Source organism: Ochrobactrum sp. RH2CCR150, from assembly GCA_014138095.1.
GTDB classification, from domain to species: domain Bacteria; phylum Pseudomonadota; class Alphaproteobacteria; order Rhizobiales; family Rhizobiaceae; genus Brucella; species Brucella gambitense.
Window position 1 is genome coordinate 23,886 of the sequence record JACGXE010000024.1, and the last position, 20,578, is coordinate 44,463.

A 20,578-nucleotide genomic window follows, 5' to 3' on the forward strand; every position below is an offset into this window, starting at 1 on the left:
ATTCTGGCGACGTAAAGAAACAATAGCTAAAAGAGAGGAACTTCGAGATGAAATGCAAAACGTTTTTGAGCACAACGAGCCTTGCTTCACTCCTGATGTTTGGATTGTTGGCTGGCAACATGAATGCAGCTCTCGCCAGTGACGCTGTGGTTGCGGAACCTGATGCTCCCGTCGAATATTCTGGCACGTTGAGCATTTTGACGAAGTTTGGCCTTCAGCAGCTTTCGCCCTATTTCGTGAACGCCGCCAAGGAATATGAGAAGCTTCACCCGGGCGTAAAAGTCGAGCTTATTCAAGAAAGCGACGATAGCGTGAAGGGGAAAACCAAGGCCCTGGTTGCGTCTAACTCGCTGCCAGATATTTACTTCACCTGGACTGGGAGCTGGGGCGAAAACTTTGTACGAGGCAATCGTGCTGTCGACCTGACCAAGATTATTGGTCCCGACACGCCATGGGGAAAACAGCTCGCCCATGCCGCCGTCAGCGCATTCCAGTATAATGGCAAATTATACGGAATTCCGCTTTATCTAGACGCAAAGTTCATGGGCTATAACAAAGCCCTTTTTGACAAGGCCGGTGTGGCGGAACCGAAGAGTTTCGATGAACTGATCAGTGCCTGTGCGGCTCTGCGCAAGTCGGGTGTGACGCCGATTTCGTTCGGGAACAAGGAAGGCTGGCCGGCCGTGCATTTTGCGGGACAGTTGCTGGCCTATAACGTTCCACAGGCGACGCTTGAAAAGGATTTCAACCCGAAGACGGCCGAATATTCGGATGCAGGCTATGTTGAAAGCCTGACGCAGCTGAAAAAACTCATCGACGATTGTTCGGACGGCGCAGGTACAAACGGCTCATCTTACGCTTCGGCATTGCAGCAGTTTAGCAACGCCAAATCCGCAATGTACTACCAAGAAATTATCGAATTTGATCAAAGCACGGCAGATGGCGCACTGAAGAAGGAAGACTTTGGCTTTTTCAAACTGCCGGCAACAAAAGACGCAAAAGGTGATGTCAAATCAATAGAAGGTGCACCTGAAGGTTACATGATCAATTCAGCGTCGAAGAATATTCCGCTGGCTGTGGACTTCATGAAGTTTATCACCTCACCCGAAAACGGAAAGGTTTTGTCAGCCCCGCCTTATGGGCAGCCAAGCGCGACTGTTGGCGGATATTCGGCCGAAAGTATGAACCCGTCCGTCGTTGAAGGTCTAAAGGTTATCGCGGGTTCGTCTTATCTGATGCCGTGGCTTGATACGGCTAATCCACCGCGCGTTGCATCTGTCTGGCTTTCAGGCCTCCAAGCTCTGATTGGTGGATCCATGACACCGGAACAGGTCATGGAAAAGGTAAAAAAGGCTGCAGCCTCTTCCCGATAAGGATGTTATTGGCCGATGACTGTCATGAAGCGTGAATATAGAGGGGAGGCGGCCAAAAACGGCTCCCCCCTGCCGGACGGGTCGTCATTCGACAAGTCCGGTTTGCTGGCGAAGTTGCTGTCGTTCCGCTGGGTTCTGATCGCGTTCGTTTTGATCTTATGGTTTGTCTACTATCCCATCATCGACAATTTTATCGTCAGCACGACAAATCAGGATATTTTTACTGGTGAGACTGCCTTTGTCGGTCTGGATAATTATCGGCGTCTGCAAGACGATCCGGTGATCTGGACGGCAATCTTAAACAACACGCTTTATGCTGTCATTTCGGTCGTATTCCAGGTGTTTGGCGCATTCGTGCTTGCTGCGATCATTGAAGGTTTGCAGCATGAGACCTGGCGCAGATTCTGGCGCGCTGTCTATTTCATACCATCAGCAATTTCGATCACGGTGACGGGGCTGCTGTTCTACTTTATCTATCAGCCTGATATCGGCTTGCTGGATTCCGCGTTTAACCATCTTGGACTTGGCGCCTTGTCACGGGCATGGCTGGGAGAAGAGCAGACCGCGATCTACTCGATCATTGCCATGAGCCAGTGGCAAGGCTTTGGTTATTCAACCCTTCTATTTGCGATAGCGATCCAGAAGATACCGCGCGAACTTTATGATGCGGCGACGATGGATGGTGCGGGTATGTGGCGTCGGCTGTGGAACATAACCTTTCCGCTGACACGCGAAATGACCGGTCTTATGGTGATCGTTACGATTACCGGAGCGTTTCAGGTCTTCAACGAAGTCATGGTTATGACAGGCGGTGGCCCCAACAACAGCAGTCAGGTGCTGGGAACATGGCTCTATCAACAGGGCTTTATTGAAAATGACTTCGGTTATGGCGCTGCTATCGCAACGGTGATTTTTATCATCACGCTGCTGACCGGCTTTGGACAGCTCTGGTATACCAGAAAGCGGAGGGTGGAACTATGAGCAACGCCTCCTATCAGTCGCGCGAGCTGCAACCCACGGATTTTGTGCAGACGCTTGTGCGTGTCTGTCTAGTTACTTTCCTCATTAGTCTTGGTATCGTTGTAATCTATCCGCTGGTGTGGATGGCCCTGAATGGTTTCAAGACTAACTCCGAGATATTTGGTGAGCCCTTTGCGCTGCCAACAGGCTTCACGCTCGACAACTATATATCGGCGTGGAACCAGGGCATCAGGAACTATATTGCAACGAGCATCATCGTCACGCTGGTTTCGGCTGTCTGTACGGTACTGGTGAGCGCCTGGACTGCTTATGGCCTGACGCGATCCAAACTGCCGGGCAAGCCGTTCTTTGTCGGTCTGGTGCTTGGTGGATTGATGTTGAGCCCAACGGTTGCGGTCATTCCGCTGGTGCGGATCATGCAAAAGCTTGGTCTCTACAACACCTATTGGGCGCTTATCATTCTCTACACCGCGTTTCGCATCCCGTTCACCACGTTTCTTATTCGCGCCTATATGCTCGGTCTTCCGCGCGATCTGGACGAAGCCGCCGTCATGGACGGGGCAAGTGAAGGTCAGATTTTCTGGCGTGTGACCTTACCTCTTTGCAAGCCGATACTGGTCTCGTGTGTAATCTTGCACGTTCTCTTTGCCTGGAATGAATATCTCTTTGCCATGATCTTCACCAGCGGTGCCGATGTGCAGACCTTGCCCGTCGGCCTTACATCGATCATGGCAAAACATGGAACCAATTACGCCGTTGTCTTTGCTGCAATGACACTTTCGGCTCTTCCGATCCTGATCGTCTTTTTCGCCGCACAGCGTTTCTTCATTCGCGGGCTGGCGGAAGGCATCGGCAAATAGTGTGGTGGAAAATGTTACAACGTGAACAGTTGATCGGTGCCAACTTTTCGTTCCAGCACTATCCCTTTCAATGGGTTGTAGAAAAGCTTCGGCTGATGGGCTTTCAACGTATGGAACTGTGGGGAATAGCTCCCCATCTAGATCTGTTTCATTCCGACCGGACACGGCTTTCAGATGTCCGGTCCATTCTGAATGATAACGGGATCAGCGTGCATTGCTTCACCCCGGAACAGGTTCTTTATCCGGTAAACATAGCTTCAGGCGATGAGGCTTATCGTGCAAAGAGTGTTGAATGCTTCCTGCGAGCAGCCGATTTAAGTGCCGAACTGGGTGCGAGCTACCTCTTCTTGACACCCGGACCGGGGTTTGAGTGTAAGAGTCGCGAAAGCGCCTGGAGCCATTCTCTTCGGTCGTTGGAGAGAATTGCGACACATGCGGCCAATCTGGGGCTTCGATGTCTGCTTGAACCCTTGCAGCGCACTGAAAGCAACATCGTCAATAATGCCGCCGATCTTGAACGTCTCTGGCAGGATCTGAATGCGAAAAATGTCGACCTGGTACTTGATCTGGTTGCCATGGCCGCGGCCGGAGATAAGGTTGGTGATTATTTTTCGAGATTTGGCAAACGTCTTGCCCATGTTCATGTCGTCGATGGAACACCGGCGGGACATTTGGCGTGGGGGGACGGAAATTTGCCTCTTGACGGCTACCTTGCTGAAATCGCCGATCATTCATTCCGGGGTACATTGACCTTCGAGCCATTTGGCAACGGCTCATATGCACTGGATCCGGTTGCAGTTTGGCGGCGCTGCCTTGATGCGATTTCCCCCCATTTTGATGCTGCGGAATGACGATGAAGAACGCGAATCTTAAACTTGTTGCTGTGGGTGACAACTGCCTTGATGCTTATCTGAACAAGGGGGTCGTCACGGTTGGTGGAAATGCCCTCAATGTTGCTGTGCAGTGGAAACGACTTGGGATCGGTGCCCGTTATATGGGTGCACTGGCACCCGACAGGGAAGCAGAGATCATGCTGGGTGTGATCGAAGATGTCGGACTTGCTCCAAGCGATATTGAAACTATTCAGGGAAATTCAGCTGTCACGCTTTTGACCGATAATGACGGTGAACGACATTTTCTGTTTGAATCTCTGGGTGTTGGCGAAAACTACATTCCAGACCAGCAGCGATATCAGGCGTTGCTCTCATCCGATTGGACCCATCTCGGGACCAATTCCAGTGAAAAACTGGTGCGTCAGCTTGTAAAGGACAGTGTCAGGTTCAGTGTGGATGTCTCCACCCGGCATTTTGACCTGGCTCTCGAGGGCGTCCCACTGGTCTTTGCATCAGGACCAGACGACCCGGACGAACCGGTTCAGCCATTGATTACACAATTCAAACGGGCTGGGGCTCAACAGGTTGTTATTACCTGCGGCAAACGCGGTTCATTCTATGACAATGGAAGCCAATTGTATTCCGCAGGTTCCGTACCCGTGAATGTGGTCGACACTTGTGGAGCTGGTGATAGCTTTATCGCCTCATTTCTGGTGGCGCTTTTCTTCGACGGTTGTTCTGAAGAAGAGGCACTGCAAAAGGCAGCTGTCAGTGCGTCTGAGACCTGCGCGCATCCGGGCGGTTTTCCCCAGCCCTTGCAGTCAATCCCACAATGGTTGCTCGACAAATACCATGATGTGATTGCAACAGCACAGAAGGTGTGACTATGAGCTCTATCAAAATGAGACCACCTGTTGTCGCGGCGAAAGAGGATCGTTCCTTTTGGCTGCAAAGCATTGACGCCGATCCGGTTACCGCACCTTTAATGGGGCAGCAGCAATGCGATATTGCAATCGTTGGCGGCGGATATGCCGGACTTTGGACGGCACTGCGGATACGAGAACAAGAACCAAAGGCGCGTATCACAATCCTGGAGGCTGATTTTTGCGGTTCGGGCGCATCAGGGCGTAATGGCGGGCAAGTCCACAGCTGGTATGCCGAAATCGATATGCTGCGCGACCTTGTCGGTGACGAAGATGCCCGCATGCTTTGTCAGGCAACCTGGGATGCGATTGATGAGCTGAAAGCGCTGCAAGATTGCGGAACCATCGACATGGATCTGCGTCTTGATGGCTGGCTGTGGACCGCAAGTTCTGTCGCACAGGAAGGTGCATGGGCGAATGCACTGGATATCTGCCAGAAATCAGGGTTTAACCCGTTCGGGACACTGAATGCGAACGATATTGAACGGCGCACTGGCTCCAGCGCGTCATATGTCGGTATTGTCGAAGAGCGGGCAGGGACTGTCCAACCCGCCAAGCTTGCTCTTGGCCTTCGCAAGCTTGCGCTTTCCAAGGGGATTGTTATTCATGAAAAAAGCCCTGTTTTGGAGATCGTTCCAGGTGAGCGGCCCGAACTTAAAACACCGGACGGGACTTTGACTGCCACCAAAGTCGCTTTAACAGTTAATGCCTGGGCTTCTGCAATCCCAGAACTTCATCCCTATCTTTATGTGGTAAGCAGTCAGCTCATCGCGACAGCCCCTGCTGGAGATATACTCAAGCGTATCGGATGGACTGATGGTGCTTCGATCTGCGATGCACAGCATCACGTGCTCTATTATCAGCGTACGACATCGGATCAGGTCGTATTCGGACGGGGAACAGGTGGAATTGCCTATGATGATCGGATCGACGCGCGTTTTAATCGCAGCGGCGATGGGGGTGCAGACAACATACGTGAACTGCACCGCGTATATCCACAGCTAAAGGACGTGCCCATCCTGCATGACTGGAGCGGTCCTATCGACTGTACGGCGCAGCATCTGCCGGTGTTCGATCATCTAAGGCATCATCCGAATATTTTCTATGCTCTGGGTTTTAATGGGACCGGCATTGCACAGACACCTGTCGCAGGTCGGATCCTTGCAAGCCTGATCCTCGGACACGTGGATAAATGGAGTAGTTGTAGTTTGGTGGGGATCAAAAATCGCACCAAGCTTCCGCCCGAACCTGTGCGTTATCTGGGCGCTAAAATCGTCCGCAGGGCTATTCGAAGAAAGAACGACACCGAAATCCTCAACCGTGCCCCGGGCCCCATAACAAGGTTTCTGGCAAGTCTGGCTCCGTGAGAAAAGCCACCCACGCGAAATAGGAATATAAGGAACGGGAACGATGTCCGACCTGTCGCTGAAGAACATACGTAAATCCTACGCCAATCTGGAAGTACTCCATGGCATTGACCTTGATATCACATCGGGTGAATTCATTGTTTTCGTCGGGCCATCCGGTTGTGGAAAGTCAACTCTGTTGCGGTCAATTGCAGGCCTTGAGACGATAACGTCGGGTGATCTCGTCATCGCTGGGGAGCGGATGAACAATGTCGCTCCGTCGAAACGGGGTATTTCAATGGTCTTCCAGTCATATGCGCTTTATCCTCATATGACAGTTTATGAGAATATGGCTTTCGGTCTGCGTATCGCCGGTGTGGCAAAGGCAGAGATAGACAAACGGGTCAAGAAAGCGGGCGAAATTCTCCAGCTTACTGCCTATCTACAACGCTTGCCAAAGGCTCTTTCGGGTGGACAGAGACAACGTGTTGCGATTGGACGTGCAATTGTTAGAAACCCGCGTGTTTTCCTGTTTGACGAACCCTTGTCCAATCTTGATGCAGCCCTGCGGGTGGCCACACGCATCGAGCTCGCAAAACTCAAGCTAAGCATGCCCGATGTTACGATGATCTATGTGACACACGATCAAGTGGAAGCGATGACGTTGGCGGATCGGATCGTTGTGTTCAAAGATGGTAATATCGAGCAGATTGGAACGCCAGTGGAGCTCTACAAAAAGCCAGCCAATCTTTTCGTTGCCCAGTTTATTGGGTCCCCAGCCATGAACATACTCGCGGGCACCATATCCGAAGCCTCGGGGCGCATTTATACCTGTCATCTCGACTGTGGAACGAAACTCGCCATTGAAGCTAGTGATGGAACTTTCGCGCTCAATGATAGAATTAGCGTTGGAATTCGACCCGAGAATACCAGGATTGCCCGCGGGCAAACTGACGGACCTGTCTTTTCGGGAACCGTAGATCTTGTAGAACATCTGGGCGAGGCGCAGATCCTTTATATCGATATGGCCGGTTCCGACACCAAATATTTGATCAAGACGCCTGAAGAAGCGGATTTCAGGTTATCCGATAGGTCATCATTTACAGCTTCGACGAAGGACATGCACATTTTTTCCGACAATGGTGCAGCGGTGTCGGCCCAAGTTGTCTGACTTTTGGAGTATCAACGTTGGGCGGCGAACTCGAAGCAGCGTCACATTGTGCGGTCTTGCAAAGGACTTGCCGTTATCGCAGGTTGATGAAATTGACCGGCAATTTAGTCGCTGGACAGGCAGTCAGCGATAACCACCTTCCAACTCTCTCGACCTCATCAAACCGGTGGAATACCTCTAGCCGAGAACGGAGTTGATGGCCGCTGCGATTGCAGAATCGCTTATGGGCTTACGCACTATGGTTATGTCGCGAAGCTTCTCGGGGATGAGCGTCCTGTCGCTATAGCCTGTCGTAAAAAGAAAAGGGATTTTCAGCTTTAGAAGCAATTCTGCGATATTCTCCGAAGTGTTGTCTCCAAGGTTGAAATCGAGAATCGCTAGATTGGGTTTGGATATTTCAATCATCTCAAGTGCCTCTGGCGCATTGGAGGCAAGATTAATATGTTCGGCGCCCAATTTTCGTAAGGTGTTTTCCATATCAAGGGCGATCAGGCTCTGGTCTTCAACAACCAAAATCTTCATTCCATCTATGTGGGTTTTCCCGACAGCCTCTATTTGAATGTCTGGCGTTATCAACCCATCGTATGATTGTGTCACATACACAGATGGAACAGAAAACTGTGCCTGAAGCCCATCCCGATGGTATTCGATTCTGGTTTTCCCTCGGAGGTCGTACTCGAGAGAATTTTTAATCAGCTTGCTACCGAACCCTGTTCGTGACGGCCAGGTTACGGATGGTCCGTTGGTCTCATTCCAGAACATTTCGCAATCACCGGAGGCTTCCAGTTTCCACCTGATTTTCAGGCGTCCCTCTGGAACCGAAAGCGCGCCATACTTCGCAGCATTTGTCATCATCTCGTGAAAGACCATGGCGATAACACTAAATGCTCTTTGATCGAGATGAACCGGCGGACCTTCCAGAGTTATGCGACCGGGTGTGTCACTATAGAGATTGACCTCGGTTTCGAGCAAACCTGCTAGCGAACCGCCGTCTTTGCCGTCCAAAGATTGGTCATGTGCTGATGCAAGTGCGCGCAATCGCCCCTCAAGCGTTTGAGCGTAGTCGGCAATATTTGCAGCGTTAGCTCCTGTCTGAAGCGCAATTGACTTCACCAGAGACAGAATGTTCTTAACGCGATGATTGAGTTCGGCGTTCAACACCCGGCGTCGCTGTTCGGTCTTCGCTCTTTCCTGTTCAGACAATTCATTTTGCCGAAGGATGACGTCGCGTAAATAAGTGCCAATTGACTGCGCTACGGATAGGTCGCTAGCGGTCCAGGGCGTTGAACGCCCGCGAACTTCTTCCCGCCAGGTGTCGAAGCTACCTCTGGGTGTTAATCGGGCACCGAAAGGTGTTTCGGCAGTCGTCTTCACCGGTTCGCCCGCCCATTCGATAGCATGGGCCTCTTCGTTACGGAACAGAACAAGATAATCACTGAACGCCATGGAAAGTGGAATTGCGAGCATGCCTGCAACGCTTCCTGTATAGTCGGTCAGGTGCCCCCTAATTTCCTGGCTTGCCCAAAGCTCACGGGGAGAGTCACGGCCTGCGACTTTGAGCAATTGGCGCGTTTGATGTTCGTCGAGTGTATCGCCACTTTGCAGCCACTGCCCGTTCATCCACAATGCAGCTCCATTGCCGGCGACCAGTTCGGAAAGCCGGCTGAGTTGTTTCCCCAGACTATCGCGAATTTCGTCACTGATACTCAGTTGCGATACAATAGCGTCGAGCTTGGTTCGCGCATCAGCGGTGACCTGCAATGTTGTGCGTCTCTCACAATCGGCAATATGTAGTGAAAAATATTGCCCGAACAGTTCAGCTCCTATGCGCAGGGGAAGAGGGGCGACTTTCGGGCTGTCGTGATGACAGGCAATCAAACCCCATAGTTCATCATCAACGACAATCGAAATCGACAGAGATGCGGAGACGCCCATATTCTGCAGGTATTGGCAATGAATCGGGGAAACACTGCGCAACTGCGCAAAGGACATGTCGATAGCAGGTTCGTCTGACTCAAGTGAAGGACAAAGTGCAATGGATTGATAGGATGTGTCGGAGATCATTCTGATTGTATTAACAAGATAAAGGTGTCGGGCCTGCAGGGGGATATCCGATGCAGGAAAATGCTGTCCCATGAAGCTGCCAAGCGTGGGCGACTTCGCCTCCGCGATGACGCGACCTGCTCCATTGTGGAGAAACTGATAAATCATCACTCGATCGTAACCCAGCATGGCTCTGACAAGGCGCACGCCCGTCTTAGCGACCCTCTCAACAGTTTCCTCGCGACCAATGCGATGAATGAGGCTACGCGTGAGATCAAGTGCCTCACGAGCACTTTGTCCCCGATCTGCGCAGGGCTCTATTTCAACGAAAGTCCTTTCCAGGTGGGTGTGGACTACAGCATCATAGAGCAAGGATTTGCCGGGAAAGCGCAGCCCAAGTATTACGGATGACAAGCCCGGCTCTCTTGCCTTGGCAGCTGCGTTGCGGAAATCATGAGCATTTTTCTCGCCAACAATCAAAGAAATGGCGGTACCAGGGATCAAATCCCCTCCATAGCCCGTTATGCATGGAATATTAGCTGAAGCAAAAAGGAGTTTCTGGCCAGACGGGTCCATAACAAGCATAGCGCCGTGCGGTTGGATTGAACCTGGGATGTGGATTGGTTCGCGGTCACAATTGGTGAGATTGACAGGTTCGGGCACATTCATTGCGGCAGAACTTTCCCGGACTTAACCGTTCGTGAGCGCACCTTCTGCAGGATTGCCAAACTATCTGAGAGCTGAAAACGGCAAGACGAAGCGACCGCTGACAAACGAAAATATCTGTTGAGATTGTGATATCAACGATAAAGCACGCAAACAAACCCGTCTTTTCAATGGGTTACGTTATTTGCGTCTAAAAGTAACATAGACCGGAAGGATCGTCCGTCCACTATTGGACACAACGCCCGCGAAAAGAGGAAATCGACGGTATGAACTTAACATCGACGCAAGAGATGTCGGGCAATTTGCTTTTGATGATGCTCAACGAGGAAGATCGACAAAAACTGCTGCCACATACGGTCTTCTACGAACTTGAGGCGGAGGCTGTGTTGCAGAAGGCCGGAGACGATGTTATTCACACCTGGTTTCCGTGCGGCTCTGCGCTGGCGAGTTTTCAGCGCTGGGTCGACGAAGACAACAGCGCCGTCGAAATTGCGCTGATCGGAAGGGAAGGGGCCGTGGGAGGTATTGTGTCGAACGGGAGTTTACCCGCCTACGCCACCGCCATGGTTCGCAACTCCGGAAGCTTTGTCAGGATCAAAACGGCTGCGCTCGAACAGTTGAAGCTGGATTCCATTTCGCTTCGGCACTGGTTTGCGCGTTATTCCGATTGCCTGATGGCACAGGTATTTCAAACAGCCGCGTGTAACGCGACACATACGATCACACAGCGAACGGCCAAATGGCTGCTATCAGCGGCAGAACGAACTGGCACAGATCAGTTTGAAATGACGCACGATCAGTTGTCGGAAATGCTTGGAGTGGGCCGGACATTTGTAACCCGCATTGTCGGTCAACTGCGCAATGAGGATATTATTGCGACCAGGCGCGGGCTATTCATCATCAAAGACAAGAGCGCTTTGAAGCGCAAATCGTGCAAGTGCACACAGGAAATCGAAGAGCATTACGACACTGTAATGCACGGAATCTATTCATAACGATAGTACGTAGTCTTGGCTCGTGTATCAAACAATAGAAAGTTTTGCCAATGAATCAACGCACCGTCCTGCACCGTCGTTGGGATCTGAAGGCGGCTACCGCACCCTATCACGAACGGATTGACAGGCTTGGTTCGTTATATGGCATGTTCAATTCGCTGGACGCCTACAGCAAATATCTGGAAGCCACCTGGCGCAGCAGATTGGCTCTGGAAACGCTGCTGGATGTCAGTGACCTGAGACGAGTGTTCTCAGATTGGGACAATCATAAAATTCAATCTGAACTTCAAATGGATTATGCGGACCTGTCGGACGGCGAAGAACTGAAGAAGCCGAAGTTACAATTCGATGGAGGGGCGCCTGTTGATCTGCCTTCAGCGATTGGTACGCTATATGTGCTTCAAGGTTCCGCCTTGGGCGCAACATTCCTCATTCAGAAGGCGGGATTGCTCGGTCTTGACGCCGAGTATGGTGCGCGGCATCTGGCAAAGCAGGTCGGAAACCGGACCGGTTGGAAGAAGACTGTTTCTTTGCTTGAATCCATGCCATTCAATAAAAGGGACGAAGAGCGGTGCACAGAGGCTGCGATTTACAGCTTTCGTACGTTTGAGATCAATTACGAGAGAGCATTTGGTGACTCCTGAGATCGCGAGCAACACTGGAGCATGTTGAGCTGCTATTCGCGCACTCAGGCGATGCATGAATTATTGCTAGAAAGCAGAGCTTTAGAGGGCCGCCGCCGATGATGCGAGCTATTTGAAATCTCATGTGATCCAGACTAAATCTGTTTGCGTATAATGCTGATGAACACAAAAGTTTCGTTCCTCTCGCAACAGTGGCACATGAAAGCTCAGCATAATTTACAGGTTCTGGCTTCGCTACATCTGAGCGGATGGGGTTTAATACGGATGAATGGACAGACCGCACCTGAAGATCAGCCCTCAATGGAGGAATTGATGCTGGCGGTCAGTTCCCGACGCGACGTGGACGCTTTCGAGGTGATTTTCAAGCATTTCGCACCCCGGGTGAAGGCTTATATGGCCAAACTGTCTGCTGATACGCAAACAGCGGAAGAATTAATGCAAGAGACTATGATTGCGGTCTGGAACAAGGCTGATCAGTTCGATGTTGCCAAAGGAGCCTTGTCCACCTGGATTTTCACCATAGCACGAAACCAGCGCATCGATGCAGTGCGACGCGCCCGGCGCCCGGAGTTCGACCCAACCGATCCGGCCTTTGTGCCCGATGAGGAACAGCCCGCTGACTTGAGGATTGCCGAGCGGCAATCCGCCAGCCAGTTGCGCGCGGCAATGGCTGACTTGCCGAAGGAGCAATCCACCTTGCTTGAACTCGCTTATTTCGAGGAAAGCACGCATAGCGCCATCGCAAAGAAGCTGAACCTCCCGCTTGGTACGGTTAAATCCCGCCTGCGGCTGGCATTCAACAAATTGCGCGCAGCGCTCGATAATTCGGGAGCGCACTGATGGATATCAAGCATCATCTGAGCGACGAACTCCTTTCAAGCTATGCTGCAGGCATGTTGGCCGAGGGTTGGAGCATCGCAGTCGCCACCCATCTTGCGCTCTGCCCGGCCTGCCGTTCAAGGCTCAAACAATTTGAACAGATTGGCGGGCAGCTTCTTGACGCGGTTGAGCCGCAGAAACTCGAAGCATCCACATGGGATAGTTTCAAAGACAGGTTGCAGAAGACACCGCAATCAACGGAATATTCGGCTCCACGCACCGAGACAAGGCAGCCTGCCGTGATACCGGAACCGCTGCGATCCTATGTCGGCGGTGATTTACCCGACCTGAAATGGAAATCGCTTGGCCGGGGCGCCTATCAGGTGCCAATCGAGACCGGCGATAGCGAAACGCAGGTTCGACTTTTGCGAATTCCTGCGGGGAAACCAGTGCCCGAGCATGGGCACGGCGGGCGCGAATTGACATTGGTGTTGAGCGGCAGTTTCAATGATGGAACCGGGCTCTTTGCGCGCGGTGATATTGAGGAAGCGGATGCTGATCTAGTGCATCAGCCGGTTGCCTCACCGGATGGCGATTGCATCTGTCTTGCGGTGACTGACGCGCCGCTCAAGTTCCAGAGCTGGCTTATGCGGCTCGTGCAGCCATTGATCGGCATCTAAAGAAAAGGCGGCAAATATGCCGCCTTTTTGTTAGTTCAACACGACGATTGCTGCGTTCAACGCTGTCGCTAGCGATAGCCATATGAGATAGGGCGCGAATAACATCGCCGAGATGCGATCTGGTCTCCATGCGCGAATGATAAACAGAAGCACGCAAAGCCAGACGCCGATGATTACGACAAGTCCCAACACAGTCAAATGAGCGCCAAAGAAAATAGGCGTCCAGATGAAGTTCAATACCATCTGGCCAAACCACGGTCCGCGCCGCTGCCACCCACTATCACTTATCCATGTGCGCCAGCCCGCGATGGCAATGAAGATATAGAGTATCGTCCAGATGGGACCAAAGGCTGCGTTTGGCGGGGTAAACCATGGCTTTTGAAGCGCTGCATACCATTCGCCCGGCGGGAAGCCAATGCCGATTGCCATTCCGACTACAATGATGACGAAGGCAAAGACGGCCAGAAGACCCAATTTTTGCATATGCTTACTCCAGTCTATCCGCTAACCCGCGACGTGATCCAATAGCCAATATAGGCCGACGCGGCAGAGAGGACAGTGCCCCAGACCACGTCTGCGATTGTCAGGGTCCATGACCAGTTTTTCAAAGTGGCCTGATTGGTCAGATCATAAGTCGCATAAGCGACGAATCCGAGAAGCGCACCGTGAACGAGCGTGACTGTACCACTACCAACAATGTGTCCGGGCCTCACCGCGAAGAAAACCAGTCCGAACACAAAGATCACATAGAAAGCGACAGCTGGCGCGAGACGAAAGCCCGGCGCAAGCATGTCGCCCATGACAGGACGGTAAAACACGTTCGCCATGTTGGATAGCCACACGGAGTCGATTGCCAGAAATGCCACCGCTGTCACCACATAGGCTATGAGATAATCTTTCATCGATAGCTCCCTCTCTTACTTGATACGGGTCCAGCCGACATTGCGACACAGGAGGCCAGCCAGAACGCAGCCATTGCTCGTCATCGTATCGCCGTTAACTTTCACACTGATCTTGTAGGTGAGGTTACGTTGCGGATCGAAAGCTGTGCCTGAGTATTGCCCGTTCGCAGTTTCTTTGATGCTCATCACCAGCCGATCGCCGGTTTTCTCTTTTGGTGTTCCGGGCTTGATCCAGGTGTTGGTGGCGCAGATATCCTTGCCGCATTCAGCAATTTTCACCCGCGCATTTCCATCCCCGCGCGCCCAGTTGCCATTGATCTCAGATGCCTGCGCCGCGAAGGGAAACGACACCGTCATTATGCCGATCGTCAGTATCCATTTCATCGACGCTTCCTCCGTTAGTAGGTGTGGAGCTTAAGCATGTTCAATCGTATAGAGCCCAACATTGATCGCGCCTTCCTCAAACCCACCTTCGCAATAGCAAAGGTAGTATTCCCACAGCCGCCGGAATTGATCGTCAAAGCCCAGCTTTTCGATTTCAGGCCAGTTGGCGATAAAGCGCTGACGCCATTCGGCAAGCGTAAGAGCATAGGAATGGCCGAAATGCTCGGTCTCCTTTAAAACCAGACCGGCCTTCGCAAGGTCGCGCTCAAGAACTTTATCTGACGGCAGAAAGCCGCCCGGAAAGATGAATTTCTGGATGAAATCTGCCTTGCGGCGATAACTTTCGTAGCGCGTTTCTTCTATTGAAATGACCTGCAAGACGGCTCTGCCGCCGGGCTTCAGACAACGCTTCAGAGTTGCGAAATATTCCGGCCAATAGGCCTCGCCGACAGCCTCAAACATTTCAATTGATACAATGCGGTCGAACTGGCCCTGAACATCGCGGTAGTCCTGCAAGCGAAGATCAACGGCATCGCTCAGCCCCACGTTTTCAATTACGGCTTTTGCCCAGGTGAGCTGCGATGGCGACAGGGTTATTCCTGTTACATGCGCATCGCGATAGTCTGCAAGATAGCGCGCCAACGCACCCCAACCGCACCCGATTTCAAGAATTTTTTCGCCGCCCTCAAGCGCCAGTTTTTCAGCAATACACTGCAACTTCAGCTCCTGCGCACGTTCAAGGCTAAGCGTCGTCTCATTCCAGATCGCAGATGAATAAAGCATCGAAGGGTCGAGCCAACGGGCATAGAAATCATTACCGAGATCATAATGGGCTTCGATGTTGCGCCGGCTGCCGCGACGCGTATTTGCATTGAGTAGATGGCCGATACGGTAAAGCGTCCGCATCCAACCAGATCCACGCAATGTGGATATCAGCGTGTCGCGATTGCGCGCCGCAAAGCGGATGACCGAGGTTAGATCAGGCGATGTCCATTCGCCTTCGATATAGGCCTGCGCAAAGCCGATATCGCCGCCCGTCAACAAGCGACGCAGGCTGTTCCATTTAACAATCGCGATCCTGGCTTCCGGTCCGGGCGACGGGCCATTAACGGCAATGACCTCACCGCCGGGTAGCGAAAGCACCAACCGCCCATGTCGAACCTGCTTCAGCAGTCGCTTCAACATGATAGCGGACGGACTGAAAGCCGGTCGTTCGATCCGGCTTGATGCCGATAGTCGATGATACTCGTCGAGCTGGCTCATGCGGCCTTGTTCCTCTGCTGGACGGTCTCGTTGCGAACAGATGTGATGGAGACTTCGGGCGCCGCCGGTCGCTTGCGGATTCCAACGCCCTTCAACCAGATTCTCAGCGCTTCCCAGTGAATGCCGCCCACCACTTTCAGGGTGAGAAACGGAATTGCAACAAAGGCGCGCAGTAAGGCGGCGTCGCTCAGTTCAACCCGGTGCGCCAGATGGCGAGCCGTCAAAAGCAGGCCTTCATCGTCAGAACTGTTGATGCGGATGGAGAGCCTGTCTGCGGGGGGCGTGACTTCAAACTCATATCGCAACGTCATATCCATGAAAGGCGAAACGTAAAAAGCCTTACCGCAGCTTTGTATGATCCGCCCGTTATCGCAGTTCTCGACCGGGATCATGTAACCGTGGCGCTGGCGGAAAGTGTTATCAACCTCCCAAAGGATCGCCACGAGTTCGCCGCCACGATTGTAGCAGAAGAAAACGCTCAATGGATTGAAAGCCCAGCCCACAATACGCGGCATTGTGAGTAGGCGGATCGCACCGCCATCAGGTACTATTCCGGCTGCCTCCATGGCGCGTTCCACCTGCTCGCGTAGCGGAACGGCCGATCCATCGCCTCTGTCTTTCCTGTAGAAAGAAAACAGATTGAAACGATCGAGTGAAAACAGCTTCAACTTGCGATCAAGCGCTTCCAGCTCGTCGAGATCAAGCAGGAGCGAGTAGATTTTATAGGCCAACTTGTGAACCCTAGGCCGCAAACGCGCATGGGTCACATGGCCGGGAAACAGTGCCGATTGGAAGTTTTCGGTCATGCCAGCGCCCTTTCCCGTATCGGCAAAGGCTGGCGAACGATACGCGCGCTTTCCTGATCGACCTGCCAGGGGCGGCGCAAACCGCCCAGATCTTCTGCCACGGCAAGTCCGGCCTGAAGCCCGTCCTCATGAAAGCCGGAGCCGAAATGCGCGCCGCAAAACCATGTTCGGTGTTGCCCCTGCAATGTCCAGATTTCTTTCTGTGCACGATCCGTTGTCATATCGAAAATCGGGTGTTCATAGATCTCTCGACGGATCACCAGTTCCTCGCGCGGCGCACGACATGGATTGAGCGTCACAAAAGTCTCGGGCGCTTGGCCCAGCGGTTGCAGGCGGTTCATCCAGTAAGTGATGGATGGCTGCGCCGGGCCAGTGTCTGCGTTGGTGAGGTAATTCCAGCTCGACCACGCCGCCCTTCGTTTGGGCATCAGCGACACATCGCTATGCAACACCGCTTCATTACGCGAATATTGAAATGCGCCGAGAATGCGCCTTTCATCCACGCTCGGATCGGCCAGCATCCGCAAGGCCTGATCGGCATGCGTCGCAATCACAACGTCATCGAAAACATGGGAAATGCCGCTTCCGTCAATCAACTCGACAGAGTCTTCGGAGCGCTTAACGGATTTAATCGGCGTCGAAAGCCTAATCCGGTCTGCATAGGGCTTGGTGATACGCTTTACATATTCCCGGCTGCCGCCGGATACCGTGCGCCAGATCGGCCTGTTCCGAAGAGCGAGAAGACTGTGATTGCAGCAGAAGCGAACGAAGCTTGCTGCCGGATATCGTCCCACTTCCATGGCAGGGGTGGACCAGATTGCTGCAGCCATCGGATAAAGATGATCTTCGCGGAAGGCCCGGCCATAACCATTGCGTGTAAGATAATCATCAAGCGAAATGCCACCCATGATGCTCAAATCTTTGGGCGCATTGCGATAAAATCGCAAAAGATCGCGGATCATCGACCAGAAGCGTGGGCTCACCAGATTGAAGCGCTGGGCAAAAAGGCCAAGCCCGTTTCCGCCGGAATATTCATATGAGCCATTTCCGACTGAAACAGCAAACGACATGTTTGACACGGCGGTTGGAACTTCAAGCGCGCGAAACAGGGCATTCAGATTGGGATAGGTAACTTCATTATAGACAATAAACCCGGTATCGACTGCCACGGGACCATGGCTGCTTTGAAATTCGACGGTGTTGCTATGGCCACCGATGCGGTCCGATGCTTCAAACATAGTCACATCATGGCGTTGCGACAGCAGCCACGCAGCAGACAATCCGGAAATCCCGCTGCCGATAATCGCGACCCTGAGACGTTTAGAGCTGCCCGGACGGTTCGTGATATCCATAGTCCCTCTCTTCACCGCGTGCTTGCGCCGCATCTGTGCTGCATTTTCATCGTTTTACGTTGTGAGAAGAAGTTTGGTTCAATCGGCTAATAAACTTTTTTATTTTTTTGAACCGCTTACGAAACCAACCCGTCGAATAGAACGTATTGGATCAGGAAGAAGCGAACGCTCCGCCAAAGGTCCGCCATGCAATCTGGTCTGCTTTCAATTGTTGCCGTCAGCCTGTCCGCCATCATGGCATTTGCCTGGGTGCTTGAACGAAAGACCGGCAAAAGTGGCTGGATCGATGCCATCTGGTCGTTTTCGGTGGGGGCGGGCTCAGTCATAGCCGTCATGCTTGCAGATGCGACATGGCAGCGGCGTTCAGCGATACTGATCCTCATTCTGGCGTGGTCGCTTCGCCTTGGCTTACACATAGCGCAGCGAAGCATGGGCCATGGTGAAGACCCACGTTATGCAAAGCTGATAATAGAATGGGGAGAAAATGCTTCTTCCCGCCTTTTCTGGTTTTTGCAGATACAGGCTCTCGCAGCCTTCATGCTGGTTCTGGCGGTCTATCTCGCTGCTGTTAGCCGCCCCACTTTTCCATCTTTATGGGATATAATCGGGGTAGTAATCATCGCCATAGCACTGATTGGTGAAGCCCTGTCAGACGCGCAGCTCGCGCAGTTTCGCAAAACGCCAGAAGCCAAAACTGAAGTTTGCGAAACCGGCCTTTGGGCCTATTCCCGACATCCAAACTATTTCTTTGAATGGCTGTTCTGGTGTGCGTGGCCGCTGATGGCGATCACCGCATCGCCATGGAGCTGGCTGTCACTGATCGCCCCGATCCAGATGTACTGGCTGCTGGTGCATGTCTCCGGCATCCCACCGCTTGAAGAACATATGCTGAAATCGCGCGGTAAAAAATTCCGTGCCCTGCAAAGCCGGGTCAATGCGTTTTTCCCAGGCCCACGAAAAAGCTCCGGAAGATCAAGGGGCTCAACATGAATATGGTGCCATTTTTACGTCGAAAAGTGCGTCCTGCAACCCTCTAACCAAGGATGATTGAATGACCGCGAAAGCGCTTGTCTGGTTGCGCAACGATCTGCGCCTTGCTGACAATCCTGCCCTTCATGCCGCGTCTAAGCTGGGGGGTACGATCACGGCCCTTTTTGTGCATGAGACCAATCCGCAATTGCGTGTCCCTGGCGGTGCCGTTCGTTGGTGGCTGGACCAGAGCCTAAATTTGCTCGAGAAAAGCCTCAATGAACGAAATATCGAATTGATTGTTGCTGATGGCGAAGCACTCAGTATCATTGAACAATTAATTGAGGAAAACGGCTTTGATGCCGTTTTCTGGAACCGTCGTTATGCGCCTCAGGAGCGGGAAGTCGATGCTCTCATCAAATCCGTTCTAAGGGACAAGGGACTGCACGTGGAGTCTTTTGCAGGCAATCTGCTGGCGGAACCATGGGAGATTAAAACCGGTAACGGTGGTTCCTATCAAGTTTTTACACCCTATGCCAAATCACTGCGCCAGCATGGCGTGAGTAGACCACTACCCTCGCCAGACCGGAGGGTCGAGAAGTCGACCGTCAAACACAAGCCCAAGCGGGAAGCTTACAAAGAGGCCATCTGGTCAAGAAAGATGCGCGGTCTTTGGAACACAGGCGAAGCGGCTGCCACTGACCTACTCTATCATTTCTTTGACGCGACTATTCGCAACTATGCCGGGGATCGTGACCGCCCCGACCTTGAAGGCACATCAAGACTGTCCCCTCATCTTCGTTTTGGCGAAATCAGTCCACGACAAGCATGGCATGCTACGCTGTCACTCATGGATCAAGATCAGAGCACTCAAGCTGGCGGTGAAAAATTTCTTTCTGAGCTGATCTGGCGCGATTTCCATTATCATCAGCTTTATTATCGTCCTGATATTGCTGAAAACGATATGCGCAACACGTTGGCTGATATCCGTTGGCACAACAATGCAGAGGTGATTGATGCCTGGCAGAAGGGCAAAACTGGTATCCCGTTGATTGACGCAGGTATGCGTCAGCTTTGGGCGACAGGCTGGATGCACAATCGCGTAAGAATGCTGGTCGCATCGGTCTTAAGCAAGAACATGCAGATCGACTGGCGTGAAGGCGAGAAATGGTTCTGGGATACGCTGGTGGACGCCGATATAGCCAGTAATCCGGGGAGCTGGCAGTGGGTGGCGGGCTGCGGCATGGATGCGGCGCCTTACTACCGTGTGTTCAATCCGGTCTTGCAGGGCGACAAGTTCGATAAACATGGCGTCTATGTACGCAAATGGGTCCCAGAGATCGCTGCATTACCGGACCGCTGGATCCACAAACCATTTGCGGCGCCAGAGCCGGTTTTGCGAGAAGCTGGGATTGTTCTGGGAGAAACTTACCCGCTTCCCGTATTCACCGCACCCAAAGCCCGCTAGCGCTTTAGGTCACATACCCATAAAATAGTTTTCGGTTTGAATGGTTTGTGATTCACTGTCTCCATCGATTTGGAGGCAGTGATGTCGCGTTTTGATTTAA

The 20,578-nt window shown here is 52.4% G+C and carries 20 protein-coding genes; 13 read left to right on the forward strand and 7 right to left on the reverse strand.

Translation table 11 applies throughout. The features are described 5' to 3' along the window. Nucleotides 1-47 precede the first annotated feature (47 nt). Genes FHW03_RS24910 through FHW03_RS24940 form a run of 7 tightly spaced genes read left to right on the forward strand, consistent with a single transcriptional unit; the run spans nt 48 to nt 7,487 of the window. Complete coding sequence (locus FHW03_RS24910) at nt 48-1,373, forward strand: extracellular solute-binding protein (protein ID WP_182523106.1); 1,326 nt, start codon at nt 48-50, stop codon at nt 1,371-1,373. Nucleotides 1,374-1,388: 15 nt separating this feature from the next. Beyond that, nucleotides 1,389-2,354, forward strand: coding sequence for a carbohydrate ABC transporter permease (locus FHW03_RS24915; RefSeq protein WP_182523107.1), 966 nt, complete (start codon nt 1,389-1,391; stop codon nt 2,352-2,354). Then, nucleotides 2,351-3,214, forward strand: coding sequence for a carbohydrate ABC transporter permease (locus FHW03_RS24920; RefSeq protein ID WP_182523108.1), 864 nt, complete (start codon nt 2,351-2,353; stop codon nt 3,212-3,214). Before FHW03_RS24915 ends, FHW03_RS24920 begins: the two co-directional genes overlap by 4 nt. An 11-nt stretch (nt 3,215-3,225) precedes the next feature. Continuing rightward, a complete protein-coding gene (locus FHW03_RS24925) occupies nt 3,226-4,065 on the forward strand; it encodes a TIM barrel protein (RefSeq protein ID WP_182523109.1) in 840 nt (279 codons plus the stop codon). 2 nt (nt 4,066-4,067) lie between these two features. After that, nucleotides 4,068-4,931, forward strand: a complete 864-nt coding sequence (locus FHW03_RS24930; RefSeq protein ID WP_377515713.1) for a PfkB family carbohydrate kinase — start codon at nt 4,068-4,070, stop codon at nt 4,929-4,931. Nucleotides 4,932-4,933: 2 nt separating this feature from the next. Then, nucleotides 4,934-6,337 carry an FAD-binding oxidoreductase gene (locus FHW03_RS24935; protein WP_182523111.1) on the forward strand — a complete coding sequence of 468 codons (1,404 nt, stop codon included), beginning with the start codon at nt 4,934-4,936 and terminating at the stop codon, nt 6,335-6,337. Between the two features lie 43 nt (nt 6,338-6,380). Next, nucleotides 6,381-7,487 (forward strand): sn-glycerol-3-phosphate ABC transporter ATP-binding protein UgpC, encoded by a 1,107-nt coding sequence (locus tag FHW03_RS24940; RefSeq protein ID WP_182523112.1) that lies wholly within the window; start codon nt 6,381-6,383, stop codon nt 7,485-7,487. 177 nt (nt 7,488-7,664) lie between these two features. On the opposite strand, the gene FHW03_RS24945 is transcribed toward FHW03_RS24940, so the two are convergent. Continuing rightward, complete coding sequence (locus tag FHW03_RS24945; RefSeq protein WP_182523113.1) at nt 7,665-10,199, reverse strand: HWE histidine kinase domain-containing protein; 2,535 nt, start codon at nt 10,197-10,199, stop codon at nt 7,665-7,667. A 263-nt stretch (nt 10,200-10,462) separates the two neighbouring features. Between FHW03_RS24945 and FHW03_RS24950 the strand changes: the two genes are divergently transcribed. The 4 genes from FHW03_RS24950 (at nt 10,463) to FHW03_RS24965 (ending at nt 13,334) form a co-directional block, all read left to right on the forward strand. Then, nucleotides 10,463-11,191: a Crp/Fnr family transcriptional regulator gene (locus FHW03_RS24950; RefSeq protein ID WP_182523114.1), complete on the forward strand. Its 729-nt coding sequence runs from the start codon at nt 10,463-10,465 to the stop codon at nt 11,189-11,191. A 50-nt stretch (nt 11,192-11,241) separates the two neighbouring features. Further along, nucleotides 11,242-11,835 (forward strand): biliverdin-producing heme oxygenase, encoded by a 594-nt coding sequence (locus tag FHW03_RS24955; RefSeq protein ID WP_182523115.1) that lies wholly within the window; start codon nt 11,242-11,244, stop codon nt 11,833-11,835. A 264-nt stretch (nt 11,836-12,099) separates the two neighbouring features. Continuing rightward, nucleotides 12,100-12,675 (forward strand): sigma-70 family RNA polymerase sigma factor, encoded by a 576-nt coding sequence (locus FHW03_RS24960; RefSeq protein WP_377515716.1) that lies wholly within the window; start codon nt 12,100-12,102, stop codon nt 12,673-12,675. Beyond that, nucleotides 12,675-13,334, forward strand: coding sequence for a ChrR family anti-sigma-E factor (locus FHW03_RS24965; RefSeq protein WP_182523116.1), 660 nt, complete (start codon nt 12,675-12,677; stop codon nt 13,332-13,334). Before FHW03_RS24960 ends, FHW03_RS24965 begins: the two co-directional genes overlap by 1 nt. Nucleotides 13,335-13,364: 30 nt before the next feature. Here FHW03_RS24965 and FHW03_RS24970 read toward each other — a convergent pair whose 3' ends face one another. The 6 genes from FHW03_RS24970 to FHW03_RS24995 are packed head-to-tail and all read right to left on the reverse strand — an operon-like array spanning nt 13,365 to nt 18,041. After that, entirely contained in the window at nt 13,365-13,817 is a 453-nt protein-coding gene (locus tag FHW03_RS24970; protein WP_182523117.1) for a TspO/MBR family protein, read from the reverse strand. A 14-nt stretch (nt 13,818-13,831) separates the two neighbouring features. Next, entirely contained in the window at nt 13,832-14,236 is a 405-nt protein-coding gene (locus tag FHW03_RS24975) for a DUF2177 family protein (RefSeq protein ID WP_182523118.1), read from the reverse strand. Nucleotides 14,237-14,251: 15 nt separating this feature from the next. Further along, a complete protein-coding gene (locus FHW03_RS24980; RefSeq protein ID WP_182523119.1) occupies nt 14,252-14,620 on the reverse strand; it encodes a DUF2147 domain-containing protein in 369 nt (122 codons plus the stop codon). Between the two features lie 30 nt (nt 14,621-14,650). After that, nucleotides 14,651-15,883, reverse strand: a complete 1,233-nt coding sequence (locus tag FHW03_RS24985; RefSeq protein ID WP_182523120.1) for a cyclopropane-fatty-acyl-phospholipid synthase family protein — start codon at nt 15,881-15,883, stop codon at nt 14,651-14,653. Continuing rightward, nucleotides 15,880-16,689: a DUF1365 family protein gene (locus FHW03_RS24990; RefSeq protein WP_182523121.1), complete on the reverse strand. Its 810-nt coding sequence runs from the start codon at nt 16,687-16,689 to the stop codon at nt 15,880-15,882. The genes FHW03_RS24985 and FHW03_RS24990 overlap by 4 nt, the downstream gene beginning before the upstream one ends. Beyond that, entirely contained in the window at nt 16,686-18,041 is a 1,356-nt protein-coding gene (locus tag FHW03_RS24995; RefSeq protein WP_182523122.1) for an NAD(P)/FAD-dependent oxidoreductase, read from the reverse strand. Before FHW03_RS24995 ends, FHW03_RS24990 begins: the two co-directional genes overlap by 4 nt. 186 nt (nt 18,042-18,227) lie before the next feature. On the opposite strand from FHW03_RS24995, the gene FHW03_RS25000 reads away from it, so the two are divergent. Further along, nucleotides 18,228-19,031, forward strand: coding sequence for a DUF1295 domain-containing protein (locus tag FHW03_RS25000; protein WP_182523123.1), 804 nt, complete (start codon nt 18,228-18,230; stop codon nt 19,029-19,031). A gap of 61 nt (nt 19,032-19,092) precedes the next feature. Continuing rightward, nucleotides 19,093-20,478, forward strand: coding sequence for a deoxyribodipyrimidine photo-lyase (locus tag FHW03_RS25005; protein WP_182523124.1), 1,386 nt, complete (start codon nt 19,093-19,095; stop codon nt 20,476-20,478). The last annotated feature ends 100 nt before the right edge of the window (nt 20,479-20,578 follow it).